This window comes from Pseudomonas shirazensis (genome assembly GCF_050496565.1).
Classification (GTDB): Bacteria; Pseudomonadota; Gammaproteobacteria; order Pseudomonadales; family Pseudomonadaceae; genus Aquipseudomonas; species Aquipseudomonas shirazensis_A.
The window spans coordinates 78,912-99,013 of the sequence record NZ_JBNWAE010000008.1; the positions used below are offsets into that span (position 1 = coordinate 78,912).

The 20,102-nt window shown below is 52.1% G+C and carries 9 protein-coding genes and 1 pseudogene; 4 read left to right on the plus strand and 6 right to left on the minus strand.

From position 1 onward, the window contains the following. Positions 1 to 436 precede the first annotated feature (436 nt). From ACQZ2L_RS13470 to ACQZ2L_RS13480, 3 genes are read left to right on the plus strand one after another with little or no spacing between them, the layout of a single operon-like run. Positions 437 to 1,360, plus strand: coding sequence for a DUF4007 family protein (locus ACQZ2L_RS13470; RefSeq protein WP_430326560.1), 924 nt, complete (start codon positions 437 to 439; stop codon positions 1,358 to 1,360). Next, positions 1,353 to 4,682 (plus strand): ATP-binding protein, encoded by a 3,330-nt coding sequence (locus ACQZ2L_RS13475; RefSeq protein WP_430326562.1) that lies wholly within the window; start codon positions 1,353 to 1,355, stop codon positions 4,680 to 4,682. Before ACQZ2L_RS13470 ends, ACQZ2L_RS13475 begins: the two co-directional genes overlap by 8 nt. Then, a complete protein-coding gene (locus ACQZ2L_RS13480) occupies positions 4,675 to 5,517 on the plus strand; it encodes a phosphoadenosine phosphosulfate reductase family protein (RefSeq protein WP_430326564.1) in 843 nt (280 codons plus the stop codon). The genes ACQZ2L_RS13475 and ACQZ2L_RS13480 overlap by 8 nt, the downstream gene beginning before the upstream one ends. A 2-nt stretch (positions 5,518 to 5,519) precedes the next feature. Here ACQZ2L_RS13480 and ACQZ2L_RS13485 read toward each other — a convergent pair whose 3' ends face one another. The 6 genes from ACQZ2L_RS13485 to ACQZ2L_RS13510 all read right to left on the minus strand — a co-directional run bounded on the left by ACQZ2L_RS13485 (position 5,520) and on the right by ACQZ2L_RS13510 (position 19,163). Beyond that, the gene (locus tag ACQZ2L_RS13485) at positions 5,520 to 6,602 is read right to left on the minus strand and encodes a hypothetical protein (RefSeq protein ID WP_430326566.1); all 1,083 of its coding nucleotides are present in this window, start codon (positions 6,600 to 6,602) and stop codon (positions 5,520 to 5,522) included. Positions 6,603 to 6,605: 3 nt separating this feature from the next. Continuing rightward, positions 6,606 to 8,372, minus strand: a complete 1,767-nt coding sequence (locus ACQZ2L_RS13490; RefSeq protein ID WP_430326568.1) for an ATP-binding protein — start codon at positions 8,370 to 8,372, stop codon at positions 6,606 to 6,608. Positions 8,373 to 8,381: 9 nt separating this feature from the next. Beyond that, the gene (locus ACQZ2L_RS13495; protein ID WP_430326570.1) at positions 8,382 to 9,950 is read right to left on the minus strand and encodes a DEAD/DEAH box helicase; all 1,569 of its coding nucleotides are present in this window, start codon (positions 9,948 to 9,950) and stop codon (positions 8,382 to 8,384) included. Between the two features lie 161 nt (positions 9,951 to 10,111). Continuing rightward, a complete protein-coding gene (locus ACQZ2L_RS13500) occupies positions 10,112 to 15,544 on the minus strand; it encodes an FtsK/SpoIIIE domain-containing protein (RefSeq protein WP_430326572.1) in 5,433 nt (1,810 codons plus the stop codon). Further along, positions 15,538 to 17,091, minus strand: a complete 1,554-nt coding sequence (locus tag ACQZ2L_RS13505; RefSeq protein WP_430326574.1) for a hypothetical protein — start codon at positions 17,089 to 17,091, stop codon at positions 15,538 to 15,540. Before ACQZ2L_RS13505 ends, ACQZ2L_RS13500 begins: the two co-directional genes overlap by 7 nt. Continuing rightward, the gene (locus ACQZ2L_RS13510) at positions 17,088 to 19,163 is read right to left on the minus strand and encodes a hypothetical protein (protein ID WP_430326576.1); all 2,076 of its coding nucleotides are present in this window, start codon (positions 19,161 to 19,163) and stop codon (positions 17,088 to 17,090) included. The genes ACQZ2L_RS13505 and ACQZ2L_RS13510 overlap by 4 nt, the downstream gene beginning before the upstream one ends. 630 nt (positions 19,164 to 19,793) lie before the next feature. Here ACQZ2L_RS13510 and ACQZ2L_RS13515 point away from each other — a divergent pair. Continuing rightward, a pseudogene (locus ACQZ2L_RS13515) lies at positions 19,794 to 20,087 on the plus strand (DNA/RNA helicase domain-containing protein); the annotation flags it as partial. Positions 20,088 to 20,102 lie beyond the last annotated feature (15 nt).

The following is a 20,102-nucleotide window of genomic DNA, read 5'->3' on the forward strand; positions in this document are numbered from 1 at the left end:
CCCACCATGAGTCATGTCCACCTAGCCCGTCAACTGAAAGATTTGGCTGATTGCGGTCATTTGCACAATCCGCTCTAGGCCGCAAGCAGCCGGGCTCGAGCTGCTGCTTGGACACGGATTGTGCTACCAATTATCCAAGAATCAACGTCCTCACTTCCATGCGGGCTACATGCTGTCCGACCGTCAATCCACACGGACGCTACGCACGAGTAATGGCTAGGTCGCCAAAGGTCTTAGATCGTTAGATTACACAACCCTGCTCGGCACACCTTCTAAGGTGAACCTATCCGCTTGCAACGAGCTCAGCGAATCCTGCACGGCAACGAGGACAGAACAGCGGTTGCGAATCAAATCAGAAACCTGTATAGATATACAGCATAATCAACCTACGGTCTCGAACTGGAGTAATCCACCAGTTCGCGGTAAGCTTGAAATCATGAAGAATACAAACGCCAAACTCAACCGAATAGCATCCGTTCACCTCTCCGGACATGAAACGTTTCCTCTCCGCCAAATGTGGCTGAAGAAAGCGTTCGACCAAGCGAGCGATGACGGATTGATTAGCAAATCAACCTTCACCGATGAATCTGCAATCGCAGCCTTCGGTGTTGGTAAAAACATGGTTTCATCGATTCGGCATTGGGCATTGTCATGTGGGCTAATGGCTGATGAAGGCGATGCGTTCCGTGTGAAAAGCCTAGCAGCGGAGATACTGCATGATGGCGGTCTTGATCCCTATGCGGAGAACCCGTCTACAGCATGGCTCGTGCATTGGCGCCTTGCCGGGCGGTACCACCGCTCGACCACATGGTATTGGCTCTTCAATCACGTCACAGCACCAACCTTTACTCGCCAAGAACTCGAAGAGCCTTTAGCCCTGTATGCACGGAGTTTAGATCCCAAGCACCGCCTTTCTACAGCAACCATCTCGCGTGATTTGGAGACCTGTCTACGTAGCTACGCACCAAGGGCAGCCTCCGGCTCCCCTGAGGACTTTGCCGAGCCTTTACTCGGGGAGTTGGGTCTGCTGCAAGAAGTGCACAAGGGGCAATATGCATTCCGACGCGGCCCCAAGGCTGCACTCCATGATGGTGTCTTTACTTACGCTCTTATGGATTTTTGGCGCAGAACTGCAGACAGCCAAAGTTCGCTAGCTTTTGAGACCATCGCATATGCAGAAGGATCTCCGGGGCGCGTCTTTAAGCTCGATGAAGAGTCGATAGCCCAGCGATTGATCTCATTAGCCGATTTGACCAAAGGTAAGTTAGCGTGGTCCGACTCCGCTGGCCTTCGTCAAGTGCATAAAAAAAACCTCTCAGATAACGATCGGAAAAAAATGGTTAGGCGTGCATATGACTGAAACAAGACAGGAAGTGCTCGCCAACATTGTCCAGATTTCTCAGCAATACCAACGATCAATCCGTATTGACGCGGATATTGGGCGATCCGACGCACTCGACGGTTACATTTTCCATTCGACCGCAGCGACTGTGGTAGAAAGCATGAGTAGGCAGCTTGCATCAACCAATCAGCGCAGCTTCACTTGGACAGGCCCCTTCGGCGGAGGAAAATCATCTCTGGCAGTAGCTTTGGCGAGCGCCCTCCATACAGATAACAACCTTCGTATAAAAGCCCGACGGGCTCTTGATTTGGACTCGAAGCCAAACTTTGATAGTGCTTTTCCAGTTCAAGACGGATGGCTCGTAATCCCAGTGGTTGGTCGGCGCGGTAGTGTCGTCAAGGAACTGGATTTAGCCCTTCGCAAGGCGAAGGGGAAGGGTTTTGAAGGTCGCAACAAACCCAATGCGCAGGACGTCATCAATGAACTGATCGCCGAAGCCAAAGACCGCCCGAACGATGGTGTCTTGGTGTTCATTGATGAGATGGGCAAGTTCCTTGAAGCTTCGGCCCTAGGCGTAGGCGACGATGTCTACTTCTTCCAGGAGCTCGCAGAAGCATCTGCACGCGCTCAAGGCAGACTGGTTGTGATTGGAGTGCTGCATCAATCTTTCGCACAGTACGCCAATCGACTTGGTATCGACACTCGTGACGACTGGGGCAAGGTTCAAGGCCGTTACCTTGACCTTCCTTTCGTGGCGGCAAGCGACGAGGTTGTCGAGCTCATCGGCCGTGCAATTGATGCAAAGCGGCGACCCGAGTGGATACGGGGGGCCTCGGATTCTATTGCCGATGCCGTCAGGTCACGCCGCCCAGCTGTCGGCAATGATTTCGCTGTTGCTTTAGAACGCTGCTGGCCGCTGCATCCAACCATGGCTGCATTGTTGGGCCCAATATCGAAGCGGCAGTTCGGTCAAAATGAGCGGAGCACCTTTGGCTTCCTATCTTCAGTTGAGCCTTATGGGTTTCGCGCCTACCTACAATCGACTCCGCTGAACCAATCGAACTGGTATCGACCTAGCGACTATTGGGAATATCTGCGTGCGAACCTGGAGCCTGCCATCCTAGCTTCTGCAGATGGACACCGCTGGTCCCAGGCTGTCGAAGCTGTGGAGCGCGCTGAGGCCAAATCTGGTGACTTGCTGCAGGTGTCTCTAATTAAAAACATCGCCGTCATCGACCTCTTCCGCACGGGCTCGGGGCTTGCCGCCGACTTACCAGTCTTGTCGACCCTTTTCCACAGCGTGCCACAGGATGAGATTGACGCTGCACTGAAAAAACTGGCCTCGCTCAAAGTGGCTCTGTTCAAGAGCTATACCGGAGCTTGGTCAGTTTTCGAAGGTAGTGACTTCGATATCGATGCAGCTATTGCCCAAGCTGTAGCGTCATCTCCTGGCGTTGATTACGCCAAATTATCCCAGCTTATGGGGATGCACCCTGTGGTCGCCAAGCGGCACTACCATGAAACGGGCTCAATGCGCTGGATGGAAATTTCTCTGCGAAGCATCGAGCAAGCGGAAAAGATCGCAAGTACATATAAACCCCAGCGGGGAGAGTTCGGCCAGTTCATCCTTGCGCTTCCCGGCCGAGACATGACTCTTCGTGAGGCCCGAAAGCGGGCTCAGGCATGTGCTTACGAAGAACCTTGGCCGGTGCTAGTAGGCATCCCGGATAATCATGCCCGGATCGCGGAGCTGTCGACCGAATTGGTTGCATTAGAGCAGGTAAAGGAACGCCACGAGCTCGGAGGAGACCCTGTCGCCCGCCGTGAAGTGTTCGCGCGGTTGGCCGCTACTCGCTCCGACCTTGAGGACCAACTTCAAGCTGCTGCCTCACTGTGCAAATGGCATGATGGTAGCGACAAGGTTATTGAGGCTGGTGCAAAGCTATCACCTATTGCTTCAGACCTCGCCGACGATCTCTATGAGCATTGTCCTCGAGTGTGGAGCGAGCTAGTTAATCGCGATAGTGTGTCGAGCAATAGCGTTAAAGCCCGCCGTGATCTGTTACACGCGATGATCAACGCCGAAGGCCAAGAGCGGTTAGGTATTGAAGGGTTCCCTGCCGAGCGCGGACTTTTCGAAACACTGCTCGTGGCATCACATCTATATCGTAAAGAGGGAGAGGCTTGGCGCGTCTGCGAGCCATGCGAAGCCTCACCCAAAGGCTTTTCCGAGTTATGGGCGTTCACTCAGCAACTCTTTGCCGATACCAGAGCCCGCGTAAGCGTGAGCACCATTTATGACCATTGGAGCATGCCGCCGTATGGCATGAAGCGGGGCATACTGCCAGTTTTTCTGACAGCATTCTTGTTGGTGCATAAAGCTAACATCGCCGTATACAAGGAAGGCATGTTCATCTCTCGACTCAGCGATGCTGACATCGACGAGTGCCTCCAAGATCCGACCCGCTTTACGCTCCGCTGGATCGCGATTGATGAGGATAAGAGCAGGATTCTAGATGGCATCTCTCATCTCCTAGAGGAAGTAGGGGAAACAGGAGGAGCTGCTGATCCTCTGGAGGCGGCGCGTGGCCTTGTGGCATTGATTTTCAATTTGCCAGAGTGGTCTCGGCGAACACAGCGGCTCGGGGAAACTGCCAAAGCAATTCGTGACATGCTGCTAAAGGCCAGCGACCCGCACAAAGTGTTGTTCGTCGACTTACCAACGCTGCTAGAGGTCGCAGATGGCAAAGCCTACGTAAATGCTCTGCGCGCGCCCCTGAAAGAAATCGCAACAGCTTACGCAATGATGCTCTCCGAAGTAGAAGCCAAGATGCTTGAAGCACTTGATGCACCTCTCGACAACTTGGCATCACTCCGCGAAAGGGCGCGGGCTGTCGCAGGCGTTTCAGGAAACTTCAGGCTCGATGCATTCTCGACAAGACTTGGGTCTTACGATGGCAGCCGCTCCGTCTTGGAAGGTATTCTGAGCCTAGCCGCCGATAAACCACCACGCGACTGGGTGGACCGCCATATCGATGCTGCGGTGCTCGAACTTGTCCAATTCGCAAGACGTTTCCGCGAGGCTGAGGCCTTCGTCGCTGTCAAAGATCGTCCAGCACAAAGAGAAGCAATCGCAGTTGTCATTGGCGTAGGAGCGGCAACAACAACGATTTCTAGATCCTTTTCGATCTCAGAGCGTCATCGTGAAACAGTAGAACAAAAGGCCAATGAAATAGCCAAAATGCTGGAGGATGAAGGTCTTGATACTGACATTTTACTTGCCATCTTAGCCAAAGTTGGAATGAACCTGGTTATCGAAAAGGAACAGCTGCATGACTGAACGACACGTATTGGGTTTATCGGGAGGGAAAGATAGCGCAGCTTTGGCAGTGTGGATGCGTGACCACCATCCCGAGCTGGATATCGACTACTTCTTTACTGATACCGGCGAGGAACTTCCCGAGGTCTACGAGTTCCTGGGACGACTCGAAGGCTATTTAGGAAAGCCCATCGAGCGACTTAACCCTCGTCGGGACTTCCGCTTTTGGCTGCGTGAATACAACCATTTCCTTCCCAGCGCACAGACTCGCTGGTGTACGCGTCAACTCAAACTGGCTCCGTTCGAACAGTGGGTAAAACCATGGCTGGCAGCTGGTGATAAAGTTTTCTCCTATGTAGCGATCCGGGCTGATGAGGAGTACCGCGAGGGGTACTCAGCAAAAGCCGAAAACATGCATGTGAAATTCCCCTTCCGTGAGGCGGGCGTCGATAAAGCTAGTGTCGTCGATATTCTCGAGTCCTCTGGATTGGGTTATCCAAAGTACTACGAATGGCGCTCTCGCAGTGGCTGCACATTCTGTTTTTTCCAACAAAAGATTGAATGGGTTCGCCTCAAAGAGCGCCACCCCGAGGACTTCGAAAAGGCCAAAGCACTAGAGAAAGATGCACTGGAGCATGGTTCACCTTTCACTTGGACTAAGGGGGAGTCGCTTTGGGATCTAGAGAAGCCTGCGCGTGTTACTGAGATCAAAGCCGAATATGAGATCCGCCGTGCACGCCTTCGTAAAAACATCCCTGTGAACCCGCTACGCCCAGTGAAAATATTTCCGGAAGATATCGATGACATTTACGGAGTCGATGAAGGAAACAGCTCATGCTTGATCTGTCATAAATAAATTTAGAGCATATCCAGAAAACTCTCGAAGTCAGAGATAGAGATACTCTTTACCCTTTTAGTACCGAGCACCGAACTCTCATCCATCGCGATCAAAATGGGTATTTTTTTTACTGATCTCGGCATATCTTGACCTGAGTACTTGACGAACAACTCTAAATCATGCCACCCATGAGGCCACTCATCGACCACGTAACCCGCTCGCTCAATTGGAGTGAATAGTAGTTCGTAGCGAACCGCCGACTTTGGACAGATAGCAAATTCGCCAAATGCCTTAGCAACTTCTTTCCGATTCAATGTGCCAGCGAAAGTCTCAGGCATAATTGCGACCGGGCGGTATCTCATTTCTCGACCCTGTGATGACACTCTCAACAGAAACCATTCGACGACGGCAGTTGAAGCCCCGCCATTAATAACAGAGAGCGGAAGTAATATTTCAAATGCTCTTCTTGAGATTTCTGCAGGGCTAGAAAGCTCGACACTACTCCAGAGCACACTGCAATCTACGGACAAACGTTGCTTGATTGCCTCTGGATAGGCAACAGCAATCCAATGCAGCAGCCATCCATCAAATTCTTCCCGAACCAATCGCTTACCATAAGCCGCACCTTCCAAAAGGCGGGCAGAAATTAAGTATACCAATGACTCCCGAACTGCTACGGGCAGCGGATCGATCGCCTTAAGTAATAAATAGCGATCCAACTTTGTGATGGCCTGATCGGTTAGCGCCAATATATCTATTGGCGAAGGCGGGGGAACATCGACGCCATCAAAAGGAGCCTTCTCAAGGACCGCGGCGGCTATAGGACCTGCTAACATAAGTTGGTAACTTTCAGCCCGCCCTGAAGCTTTAAGCTCTTTGCACCAAGAAACGACATCTGCCAGACCAATCTGATTTTTAGAAGATTTAACCTGCTGAAGGCGACTCCCGCCGCCGGAGAATTCCCAAAATATGTCCGCTTTTTCATTAATAGAATCTGGCTCAAGAGTGACAGCCTCCCAGGCCCCCTCATTCGCCTGTAATGAATCCAACAAACAAATCAAAGTTTGGATAGAAAAACCTCGTATTGCTTCGCGTCCTCCCACCAATCAATCCTCTAGGTCAAAAAAATCCATGGCTATACGCCCCCAATTCAAGCGTGCGTCTTCCATGGCAAGACGTGACTTTTCACTAGGTGCTTCATCTTCCATTCGCGCCCATGCCGCAACCAAGGAAAGGACTTCTTTAGCATATTGCTTATCAGGGCCATCATCGTCTCGGAGAGCCTCAAAAAGCCGACCATGAACGGGGTGTCTAGTATTTAAAGTTACGAGAATGATGCCACCAGTTGCGCCCACATCGAAAATCATCTGCCCCGGAGCATCGGCATGCTTAAACCGGAACTTGATTTTCTTACTTACATAATCCACGGCGATCTCATGAGCCTTATCACCTTCAACCCCATCCTGAATTATTTCAGTAGATAAAGCATTAGTACGCTCATCATCCGACAGCGCCTCTTGCTTGTCACTTCGACCTGTATCCCCAACGCGATCTCGTCGACGATTGACAGAGTCCGTAGCTGCCTGCTCTGCTTTGTTCTCAGCACGGTCCTTCTTCGTCTGAACGCGGTCTCCTTCGCGCATTTTCGCTACCTGAGCGCGCATAACACCTAGCATTTTTTCGATCTCTCGACTGATACGATACATAGGCAGCCTGGGATCGCTATCTAATTCCAGCATTTCGCGATAACCACGCTCTGACAGCCCCTCAGCCTCCGCATCCTCCTCGAGGCTTAAGCGCATAAATCCAGTTGCAGCTTGCTTATTGTTGGTCACGCCAAAAACATCATCCAAACCAGGATCGAACTCAACCTCAATACCCCACCAACGCTCGCGAGAGTCGTAGGAATGAAGGAAACTATGATTCATCTCTAGTTCACGACCGGATCGCACAACAGAAATCCCCTGATTCTTTAGAGTATGCTGCCCAATAGGCTTAGCTCCCCCATCCCGTCTAGCTTCAGGCTTACAGATTGACGCGCGAACTATCACTTCGTGCTCCTCCCCATTATGGCCAACCAGAATCTTCAGCTCTCCAAATTTTTCAAACGCGGGCACCTGGTCAAAGGGCAAAGGAGCATTAGTGCCACTCATTAGATACAACGGATCATTAGGCCGAACAAAACTTTCATACAGCGCAGGGTAACCGGACCCGTTCTGCTCATATGCTGCAAGTCTAATCCGTACAGACTTTTTATTAATAAAATTACGGTATACGCGGCCGGCAATAAACTCGGTATGCCTTAGAAGCGTTGTACTTTGCTTCCATGAGACTCGATCCAGATCACTCCACACCACCAGAGTTCCGCTTTCTCCAATCTCCCCTACGATCAATGACAGCCACATAGCGGGAATCGTCGAAACACTTGGCGCGGGGACATCAGTCATTACTCCTTTTTTGATTTCCTCTACATCTAAATATGCATGGTGTACTATGCCTTTTTGCCAGCTCCACACATCAACACGCTTGCACTGAGAGATTGACGAATTCGGAAGCCCCATACCAAACTTGCCAATCCCTTTTTGATTCTTAGGCTCAAGACGAGATCCATTTCCGAATTGTAGCGCTTTACGAAGCAATGCAGGCTCCATACCTCCGGCATTATCGTAGACCGCCACATTTGAAAGCCGTCGACGGCCATTATTGTGGACAGTATCGATGCATATAAGCTCGATCTCTGTCCGCTCACCGGACTCCTGGCCAGACTGAACAGAATTATCAATTAACTCGGCTAGCGCATGAGCGGTATCTCGATACCCCGAACTGCGCATTGCAGAAATAGAAAGATCTTGAGGAATAATTGGGAATGACATACTAGTTTCCTAAATATCTAATTTATTCCAGGCATCAAGGCTTTCCGTCAGCTGCCGTTGCACAGGCAGCGAATCAGAAGTAACTATGACCCGCAGGTAATTATTTTCAGTTCTTTTGGTACTTGCTAATCGCCCCACTATCCCAAGAAATACGGACGCCGACAATGTAGGGACTGCAACTATACCAACAGCAACAGAGGGAATAGAATCTCCCGAAATGAAAAAACCATGGACGCAAAGTATCTGCTCATCGCGAGAGTTAAATCTTTGTATAATGACCGCTCGTTCGTCTGGTGACTTTTCACTCGTCACCGACATTGCTCTAACACCGCGTAAGGCCAGCAAGCCGGCAAATAAACGAGCGTGCTCGGCAGTTGTAGCAAAAAACACAACTTTACCTGCACCCTTTGACTCAGCCAGAAGCAAGTCTAGTAAGCAACGATTGCGCTCAAAGTCCTTGCTCAGCTCATCTACAAAATCATGATCAAATTCCAGCGCATTATCATTTACAACTCTTGCTATACCGCACTTTAGATCCCGAGTCTCACTGATGACTTTACCTACATAACCAGCATCTCGTAGCAGCTTCATGGGATCTTCATCATCAATAGTGATGCATGCCCCTGAGAATTTTGCACGAAACGCTGCGTGGCGAGGTATTTGAGTTATGCCGCAAGAGGATATAGCTGATATTCCCACCAAACTAATGGCGCCCTCTTTCGAAAATTGCTCGATGATCTTAACTCCGATTGGATGAGTAACATGCTCGGCATCACTGAAAACTATCACTCGGGTCATTCGACCTATTTGTTCTAATCCGCCCCCTTCATCGTTGAGTTTTCTAATATCTGCAACGATAATACAATTTTCTAGACTGCCTAGATCTGGAACAGCCCGATCACCATAAATACGATAAATGGTAACATCCCGCGACCCTATTTGCTCCCAAACCTCACGAAGTTCAATAAATGCTTCATCGCAAAGAGCTTCACCTATCCCGAGCCAAACAATAGCTCTTCCATCTGGCTCAGACCGATAAAGATCGAGTACAGCGGTAACCACTAATCGCAACTTACCCGCACCAAATGGCATATTAACTAAAACTGATGTGTCTGGGTTGGCAATGGACTGTCTTAACTTTCTAAATGCAGTTAACTGGTGAGACCTAAGCTTATGGTTTGCCACAGCTTTCCGTGATCCTTCGACCTCTCTGCCTCTGGAATTATTGGCGTCTACCGCTACATCATACCAACCCATTAAAACTTCTAAATTCAGGAGGTTATTGTCGAAATCAACACCCTTCAACGTCATCATTGCCGCAGAAGTCGGAAATTGAAGAAGCTCACAGAGAGCCCTTCCCTCATCACCGTCCAGATTTGAAAAAAGTAAATTACGAATGGCACTGTCACGCAATGCACCTTCTTCACCGTGCATACTTACAACTAGATAGGCTAAGCCATCCACGTTATATGCATCACTACCAACCGCTTTCAGGAGAGCTACGGTAGTCTGCCCCAACAAAGTGACTAGCGAGTTTTCGTCGCATCGCGCCAAATGATTAACAAGTTTTTTTGTCACTGATATCACCTTCACGCGGTACTTAACAGTCGCCTGAAATGTTCGCACACGTAGGAAAACTATTAGGAATGCGACTTATGACTGCACCGGAGCTCCGATTGAGGTATAGCCATACCCCAATTAGTTTTCTTAAGAGTTTCATGACATTCTCAATCACATCGTCAATTTTCACGACTACTGGCTCCGTGCATCGAGTTATCAGAGCAGATGGCTAGTACTGCCATTTCAATATCCTGATCTGACAGAAAAGGGGCTTGCGCAAACACTAACCCCTGCTCGCCATTAAGCTTAGCGGCAAGATGCCCCCTCCCTAGCAATAACTCAGCGCCCGGTCGATCTAGCGCAATTTTCGAAGTTGCCTCGCTAGAGACCTTTAATATCAAACGGTTGCCTAAATTCTCGCGAAGCTGCATCGGCATTACGTCCTTGTCTGGACGCTGTGCTGCGAAGATCAAATGAATACCTGCAGCACGCGCCTTTACACCCAACCGCTGAACTGCCGCGCCCACTGCCGATTTGTAAGCATCATCAAGCATCCAGTCTGCAAACTCGTCGTGAACAAGAAAGACCATTGGCAAACGCTCTTCGATCGAAACCTTCGAGTTATAAGTCGGTAAGTCACGGGCCCTGGCTTTTGCAAAGGAGCGGTAACGATCTTCCATCTCCTGAACCAGTGCATCGAGAACCTCGGCGGCTTTTTCTTTAGTGGTGACGATCTCATCGCGCATATGCGGCAAGTCGGCCAATGGCGCGTAGTCCACTCCCATCTTTGGATCAATCAAGATGATTTGGGCTAACTCCTTGAGGTTGGTTGCAGCGATATCCAATATAAGTGCTTGGATGAGTACCGATTTGCCACTGCCCGTAGCCCCAGCAACCAACGAGTGGGGCTCATGTGATGAAAGCCCACCGAACTCGACCCCCAAGTTCAGATACAGCAACGCACCATTAATCTCCTGGAGACCTAACAAGAATGAGGTGTTGATACCCGCAACGTTTCTATTGAGTTCTCGACGCGACCAAAGCTCCCAAAGCGACACAGCCTGCCTCTTTGCACCAGCGACCGTTACCACAATCTCGCCAGGCTTAGGCTGGACAGTCACGAGGTTGATGGCGTGAGTAGTAAGCAGCTGTGTTCGTTTGTTCTCAATATCTTCGACACGCAAGCGATCAGAACCCGCCAGACGAACGAGACAGCCGTTTGGAGTCAAACGAGTGCCGAGGATAGCCGCTTGCAGACCATAGCTGTTAAGCGCAAATTTGAGCTTTTTAGTGATGTCTTGAGCCCACCCCTCCCGCTCGGCATCGGCTTGCGCATCACCGGAGAACTTAGACGCAACTAGATCAGACAGCCCGCCTCCGAAGCTGGAATTCGTAGCGGATAGCTGAGAAGACGCTGAACCCACGATAGCTACAGAGCCAAGGACAGGCTCCTCTGTCAGTACTGGAGGCGCGCCCACTGGACAAATCCGCGAAGCCGTCTCCGAGTCTTTGCTTATCAAAGCGACTTCTTCAACAAAAGTATCGATCTGCCCATTCGATAGTTGACCGATTGCGGCCAACCATGGCACTCGCGGGGCGGGTAATTTAAAGCCGTGCCCTGCCCAAGGCTGCTCGGTCCCAATCCCAGATCGAACCTCGCGACCTCCAGAGCCTTTAGCATAAGCTTCGGCAAGTTTTCGCAAGTCCGGCCGATGGAAAACCTCCTGCCAAGCCATAACGCCCCATGTTTCATCAAGAAGCTCTTGCTCTGACGCCGAGGCAGAACCTGCATCCGAGGTGTGAACGTAAACGTGCGAGTGGCCCCGCAACGAAATCTCTACATCTCCCTCTCGTAACTTGGCGCGAGCACGCTCCATCAAACCTGTCATACCGGGCGGAATGTCAGCATCTATAAGCATATCGGCCAGACGGGCCAACCAAATATCCCGATCAAGACGACCAGGATCACCAAAGAGCGCCTCACGGAACATGCCCAATGTTGCCAACAGCTGGTCCTTGGAGCCTCGTCGCGCCTGAGCCAATCCATCGGCAGCAACATATTTCGCTTCAACGATTGAAATGACGATGCGAACAGTCTCCTCGTGCTCCTCAACGTTGAGCGCCAAAATATCAGCGATACGGCTTTCAGGTTGAGAGAGCCAGCTTGCGTAATCATCGAGAAGGAAATAGGCGGTCAATACTTGCCTACCATTCGCTGAGGCGTGGAACTCCTCTGCAAGCAAGTAACGACTTAGCACAAGGCCCAGCATCTCTCCGGCAGATACACCCCGCTTGGCTGCTCGCAGTACGATATCTCCGGAGACTAACAGTGCGTCTCGCTTTGCCTTGTCGACAGCGACTTGAATCTCGTCGGAACTAAGCTGGAGACCCAATTCATCCAATCGTCTACGAAGTAACACGCTCAACAGTCGAAGCTCCGAAGTCGAGCTAACAATCATATTGCGGCCGTTAGTCGAGCCTCTACGGTAGCGCACCACCGTGATGTTGTTGTGCTGAAGCTGCCGTTTGTCGAGGAGCTCGTCATAGGTAGCTACCCATTCGGCCAACTCGTGAGCGTCTTTGATTATTTCAGCCAGCGCTGGGCTTTGAAGGGAAATGCGGCGTGCAGGCAGGAATCGCTCCCCTGGCATAGCGTCCGTTTGCCGGCAAACTGCGGCGACAGTCGACACGTACGCCCAGCCTGATCCCGTTTGCCATGGGCAAGCTAGGAATGTAGTCGATTTCAGCTCGTTCTCACCTGACACGCTCCGGTAAGACCAGCGAGAAGGCGCATGATCCAAGTTCGGCCGATCGTTGGTCCATTGCACGGGGAGCCATTCTGTTTGGGCCTCACGCGCGACCACGTCATGCAGGAAAGCCACATCGAAAGCCTTAAAACCGAGCGCACTCTCTCTTGGAGTCGCCGAGAGGGGCATTACAGAAATACGCAACTTCGAGATGAAGTTTTCGCTGGTTTCGCTGACTACTGGCAGATCAGGATCATCACCAGCCTTGTTGACCAGCTCGCCGTAGACTCGCCGCAGCTTTCCTTGATCTGAGTGGCGCACCGAAACGCTGCATTGGAACCTGCCATGCTCTTGTATGGAGGAAAGCTCGCGCACTGTGGCCAGCGGCAACTCAGCTGCATCTGCATTATAAAGCACGACGCTGAGGTTGCTTGCCTCGTGGGGCTGCAGCCCAACATAACGCTCCAAAAGCTCGCGCGCCTGTTTGGCTGCAGCCGTTGGATCGACATCGGTCATGGCTTCCTCTGCGCCACGCGTCGGTGACTCCAAAAGACTATAACCGTTAACCGTGCTGCTCTCCGAGACAAGCGTAAAAGCGCCGCCCCGATTCAGAACCGCAATCTCTGGATAAAACGGATGAGCGATCTCATCGGTAAGTTCCCGCATAAAAATCTCGCGGTCACCATAAAGAATGCTAGCGCTGGAGAGCAAGTGTGTAGCGAAACCGGCAACGCGTCTCGTCTTTACCGCAAGAGCCTTCATTCGTTCTGGGTGCCAAGGCGGGATTATAACTGCTGGGTTTTCTCCGGCAACACACACCGTGCCGACGGATAGTATTTCAGCGACCAGCCGCGAGCGGCACACATCACCACGAGCATTTACCATCAAAGTGTTCAGCAGTTCGGCGTAAGACTCCGCTTGATGCATCACAGCATCGCTATGTAGCCCAGTCGTGACAAAGGCCTCCATCGCCTTGATGTAATCCTCCTCGAACTTATCCCACGATATCTTAACCTCGCTCTGCTGATGAGGCGTCAGCCTACCCTGCTCGGCGAGCTCTTTGATCCGGGTCTTAATTACATGGCGCAGGCTTTGGAGCTTGCTGACCGAAGAAACCAGCGACCCCGCATCAGTCGAGTAAGTCGCCTCCAGCGTACCGGTATCGAGCAACGAGACGTTCTGTACCCCACCCTTCTTGCTTACTAACTTGCGCGAGACTTCGGTACAACCTACCGCGCCCCTCTCCAAGAGTCGGCCCATGTCTGCGACCATCGACAAGCCAATTGACGTGGGCTTGTAGCTCCAAAGTAGCTGCGTTTTAGCTAACACTGTCTCTTTGTTCTTAGCGATCTGGATCAAGGCAACGTCAAACTTGATCTGCAGGGCTAGGCGCGATAGCGAAGGGTTGGGACGAACCTTGCTCTTTTTATCATTGCGAAGCTCCTTCTCCTTAGCGAAGAAGGCCTCATAGTCGAAGAGGGGATCGGGTAAGTTTGCATTGCCCAACCGCTCGACCTTCCATTCTACCTTGGAGCCCATGAGCTCCTTTAAGCCGCGGTACATAGTCGAGAAATAGCTGCCGGCATCGTAGTTGAATCGCTCGCGCCACTCCTTGCGGCCTTTGGTCACAGTGAAGCGTAGGATCCGCTCCCCTTCCGAATCACGCAGGCCGGCATGCAAGCTATTAACCACTCGAGCGAAACCTTCGAAGAAGTCATTGCAGTCAATGGGCTTGCCATAGAGCGCTTTTTCCCAGCGCGAACAGAGCTTGCTGTCTTGCTCCAAGAGCCTTCGCTGCTTAACGAAAAACTCTTCGTCCTCCTCCGTGAAGTCAGAGCGACGCTCACGCCCCTTGAGGTCCTCCAATAGCTTGCGATCATCGGCATCGAGTGAGTCCTCGTGATCACAATCATGATCGAAGAAATGGATCGTGGACTCCGCTAAACCGAGTTGTTTTTCTTTCGGTTTGTCAAAGACTAGATAAACACCATCGCTCTCCCACTCAAATTGGGCCAGGGCATCGGATGCTTCTTGATCCCCGGCAGGAGCTGCTGCGAATGCATGAAGGGCTTGACGGGCCCCATCCGAAATTTCCGCAGCATTAGCCTCGACTCGCTCAGTGATCTCCTCAGAGTCAAGAGGCTGGCCATTCTGGCGGAGCTTCTTAAGCAGCGGCGCACGCTGAGCGAATAGTTTGGTGAAAGCCTTGTGCCATGGTTTACGCGATGATGAGAAAGTTTTGGCATTCGAGAAGAAGGCGCTGTCTCTAGGAAGTGCCGCACATGGTAAGGCGTAACCAACCGCAGCACGGATGGGCAACCCGTGCGTGGCGATAGCCTCGACAATTGCAGAACAAAACTCGCCAAGCTGCACTAACGAAAGTTCCGAGGATGCCAACAATCCGGCTAGGGCTGAATGGAACACCAGCCGATCGTCGAGGACTGGTGAAATACCGCCCGAATGAAGGGTGGCCTCGACCCACGGATCAGGATCAGCCCGCATCTCCTTTGCGCCTATGGCCATGACATGCCCCAATGTGTCCGCGAGGTTGTGCTCGTTGCCATTAGCCGTCAAGATCGCCGCTTTAGCGGTCAAAGCGTTATTGCGTACATAGCCTGCGTTGTGTGGAATCAGAATGTCAGACGGTAGCCCTTGGCCCTCCACCAAGGCCTCCGGGATCATGAGATCTACCCGGGCAAGCAGATCCGGGTTGGCAAGGATGGCTCGTGCGACTGCCCCGATCTGACTGCATGAAAGCTTGTCCAGCCTAAAGAGCGCAGCCAAATCACCTGACTGGCCAGGATTAGATATGCGTTGGGCGAGAATATTCGCGCCGACACGCCCAATAATGCGATCGGTCAGCATGCACCTTCTCCCTGGAACGCAAACGGGTTTTCTACAAATGAGCAGGAGTCGGAAAGCCTGCGAACCAAGCCCAAGCTGACGAGGCGGGCCTCAAGATTGTTTCGGTTCTCGCTGAGTTCTTCTTGGTCTACAAACTTAGCGCTGACTAGACGCGCACCCTCTGCGTCACCAATTATTAGGCCATATCGGCATTTGGCTTCGGCGAGAAACTCATCGAACTGCATCCTGTCTTCCACGATAGAAACCACAATAGACTTTATTAACCTATCGTTCGGCGCATAGCGGATGCGTCTCGATAGTCTGCGTGAGCTGAGCCCGATAGCACGCGACCATGACGCATGAATTTTGCCGACATGCTGCTGATGCCGTGCCAAAGCACTATCAGCCAGTTTGGCAACCAACTCATCCGGACTCTTCTCGGTGGAGTCCTCGTCGTCACCACCATCACTCGGTGGCCACTGAAAGCGGTCACGCATGAGTTTTACACGCTCGGCATCCGGAAACTCTGCAGATTCAGCTGCAGCCCATTCAGGACTCAACCGGATCGACTCAACAAGAGCTCTCACCGCCTTTGCCGAGAGCCCTTGATTGAATTGATAGCTATCGCCAGAAAGCGCTCGCACCTTCGTTCGCTCCTTGGAGACGATTTCGCAGATAATCTCGACCGGGTCGTCATCACCTGCAACCCGCTTAGCTCGCTCCATGAAATAGAGCAGCATGTTCAGGCCAGTGATTGCGATCAAATGCTCCAATGCATCATAGATCGGCATATCCCTGTCCAAAATCGATAACCAGTCGTCGCAGATTTGATCGAATCGATTATTGGCAATTTCGGGTAGGTAACCCGAACGCCGGGGTTCTTCGACACCCTGCGGCGTACCTTGCAGAGCTCTAACCAAACGATTCATCGTTGCTTCGTTATCGAATAGGCGCCTGGCAAGACTGTCACCGAGCTCCGCTCCACGCTTAGCCCGTGTGAGCATGAGGTAGAGCAACTCCCCTGTACGAGCAAAGAAGCGACGATCGTTGCTCATAGCTCCTTTTGCATTGATCGCCAGGTCTTCATAAAGTGCGTCGGGACCGAAGGGAAAGACGAACTTTGAACTCCAGCGCTTATTACTGCGAGACTCGAATGACGAGGAACGCAGCAGCTCAATAGCTTTTGCAAAGTCATCAAAGCTAGTGAACGAACGTCTCAGATAGGTCATGTCTTCATCACCATTACCTGTGGCTCCCTGCCTGTAACGCTCAAACCACTGCTTCCACTTCTCCTCATCAGACGCGGCGCTCTCTGCAATCGATTCGATGTATGGGTTGTTGAACAGCAACCCACGCAAACGGACTTGCCTCTGCGGCTTGAACATAACTGAACCGCCCGGATCTTGGTGAGGCCTGAGCGGCTGATCCAAGTTCGAGCCGAGTACGCCCAAGAACTCTAGAACAGTCAGGTGAGGAAGCTGCTCGTCATAAAGGCGATGACCCCAAATGTTCTCGTCGACGCAAAAATCGACGCTTTTAATCTCAGGCCTTTTGAAAATTCCACTCATTCCGAGATCCTCACCGTCACGGGGCGTGAAAAACCGCGACCACCTGGCTCAATATCGATGAAGTTGAGTGTCAGCAGGGCGGTCTCACCACCTACTTCATCATCATCTCCTGCTAGGCTGGCCTTCTTGACAATCTCTGCCTTCCGCAAGAGCTTCGCCTTGAAAGCGAGCAGATCTTCGAGGCACTCATTTGAGAAGCTCGCTGGTAGAGCCCCCTCAGCCACACGCGAGAGAAACTCATGACGTATGGGGGTCAAGTCGAACGCAACCGAATTGCCCGGGCCCGCAGCGAGCGAAACATCGAGTCGAGGGCGGCCCGTATTCTCGACAAGCTTGATTGCCATACCTACGCCGCCCTGCCTGCGGGAGAGCGTCTCATGATCACAAAGCACGCTGACTCGGCTTTGAGTAAAACCGCCCGAACTAGCGATGAAGATGCGGTCTTCGTTTTCGAGAAGGAGACCTGTCAATACGCGGTTAAGGCCCTTAGCAAGGCGCCCACGGACTATCTCGCTAACGGGCTTCTGCGCCTTAAGCGCTTCGATGATTTCCAAGTAGTCCCCTGCAAAGCAGAATGCTGTCATCGACCAATGCGGATAACCTCTTTCCCCATCCGGAAGTGTAAAGAAGAGCCTGCGTCGCTGGTCTTCAAGCATCGCAAGGAACCCGGCCGCTTCCCCTTCCAAGCGTGCCCCCTCATACCCTTCCAAATACGAATTTTGGGCAGCGCGGAAAGCAGTCGTGGCCCCATAGACGGGATCGATCGCGACCAAACGGTCGAAGTCGGTTTGCAGCCGCAAATCATCCTGCCCATAAACCAGCAACCCATCTGCAGCATTGGTGGACTCATCGCCAACGCCAAAGCTGGACATCGCCTTGAAGATGGGTCGGTCAGAGGTCCTTCGCTTAAGAAGATTGGCTCCGAAGGCGTTGGCATAGACACTCGCCGCCCCGAGATTGCCTTCTTCCTGGATCCTCGCGACATCGGCACAGGTCAAAAGGTTGTCCTTGGCTTGCTTGGCATCGGAGCAACCGAGGATCATATTTGAACAAAGCGCCAGTAAGTCGCGTATAGGTAGATGCAGGCCATTGTGCCTGGCGATTTCAACCAAATCGCCTAAGCGGCGAGAGAGCTGTCCACCATCCGCCCCACCCAAAAGCCTACGGCGATTCTCATCGATAGGACAAACTTTACCGTCGGCCTGAAGTGCGCACAGTTTGCAGTTGTGCCACTCGGGATGCCCTGCCACAGCCATAGCCACCTCATCTAACGTTTTGCGGCTAGTGGAGCGACTAAGATCGAACACGGCCAGGCGTTCAGGAGCTGGCCCGGCCTGTAAAAAACGCTCTTGCAGCGGCTTGCGAAGTGGGTGATCACGCTCCTGCCGACGGCCTAAATCACGGAGACGATCAAGAATTTGGCCATGGTTTGCGGCAAGAATCACTACCTCAGAATCATCGCCTTCTAGCACCGATCTTTCCAGCCGCCGGAATGGCAGATCGCTCTCCTCGCCATTGAGCTCGGAAAGATCCTTGATAAAGACCGCCAAGCGACCATCCGCCAGATGTAACTCTTTGACGTTTCCCTTGGCAGACCAAGCCTTGGGGTCCCCCCCAATACGCTCCCACAGGGCACGGCAGTGATACGTCTTACCATCCCCAGCTGTTCCGGCTATTAAAATAGAGCCTGGTGCCTTGGACTCAATGTGCCGAACCATGTCCTCTAAGAGGGGTGTCGAAAGGCTAATTGGCGTTACTCCTGCCCGTGCCAATGCCCTTGAGACGTACTCGTCGAACATCGCAAGATTGCTTGATGACGGCCCATAGCTACGTAGGAAGTGAACCCAGACACTTGCCGGTGGGACTTCAATGTCAGCACGACGTACAGAGCCGCCACGACCCTTCCCAGCTTGTAATACTCCCTGTCCTATCAGTGCGTCACGCGTCTGCCAATAAAACTCATCTCTTAGATGTGGAAACTGAATCCTGAGTTGCTCCAACAGCGACTGGTTTCCAATACTGGAGCCATCGGAGGGAACGGCTACCAGCAAGGCCTCAACCAACTCATTCATGCACCAACTCCCTCTGGCACCAGTCTTGACAGGCACCATCAATATCAATCAACGACTGTGAATAGCCTGTCGGGGATCAGAGGGTAGGTCTGCTGTAAGGCTGCGACAGCAGCACATATTGAAAACCACCCCTGCTTTACCGCGACCTTCCATTTGCGATGTCCGTCACCTTATCTACTGACCGAGCACGGGTAAAGACATGCTGGTTTTTTTGGCAACCGCCTCGGGCCGCCGGCACGCTACGGCTGAGTCTAGGTCCTGCTCTTCAACTAACAGATTCAAGCAGTGGAGCTCGTCCCAGCTGACCGGTATGAACGCCATGGTCGCTACCGCTTTTGGCAAGGGGATGAATGAGACGGTGCATCCGCATTATCGGGCCTAGTCATATGCATCTCTACTGGAGGGCTTCAACGAGCCAGTCTATGCGCAGCCCCCCCCCTGCTGCTGCGCTGGGCTTACCTGGACAACCACGCCAGAGGTGGCGTGATAGATTCGCGTCATTATGAGGGCTACTTCGCTACGACTGAGCTGTTCGCCAAAGGTAAGGTTGGGCCGAGCATCCGCTGCCTACAGTGAAAGATAAATCCAGCGATCCAGTGAGCAGAAGCGGGGGCTGATCATCGAAGGTCTTGGCTGAGCAATAAACATCTAACGGCAAACGACATCCTTAATCTCGACTACCGCCGGCAGTGGAATCTCAACCAAGACGGTAGTCTGTGGATCATCGCTGATCGTTCGATCGATCAGGTTAGCTACCTACACACGTGCCGAGGCTTGGAGGTGGATTATATCGACGTGATTATTGGCACAGACCTCATCGTACGTGATAGAAGGGTCGTAACCTCCCCTTATCAGCGAGATACATTCGACCAGTCCATCCGGGGCTACAAGAAGCTAAGCAAGAGTGACCCTGAATGTGCTCAACGTGTCTCTGCCTCC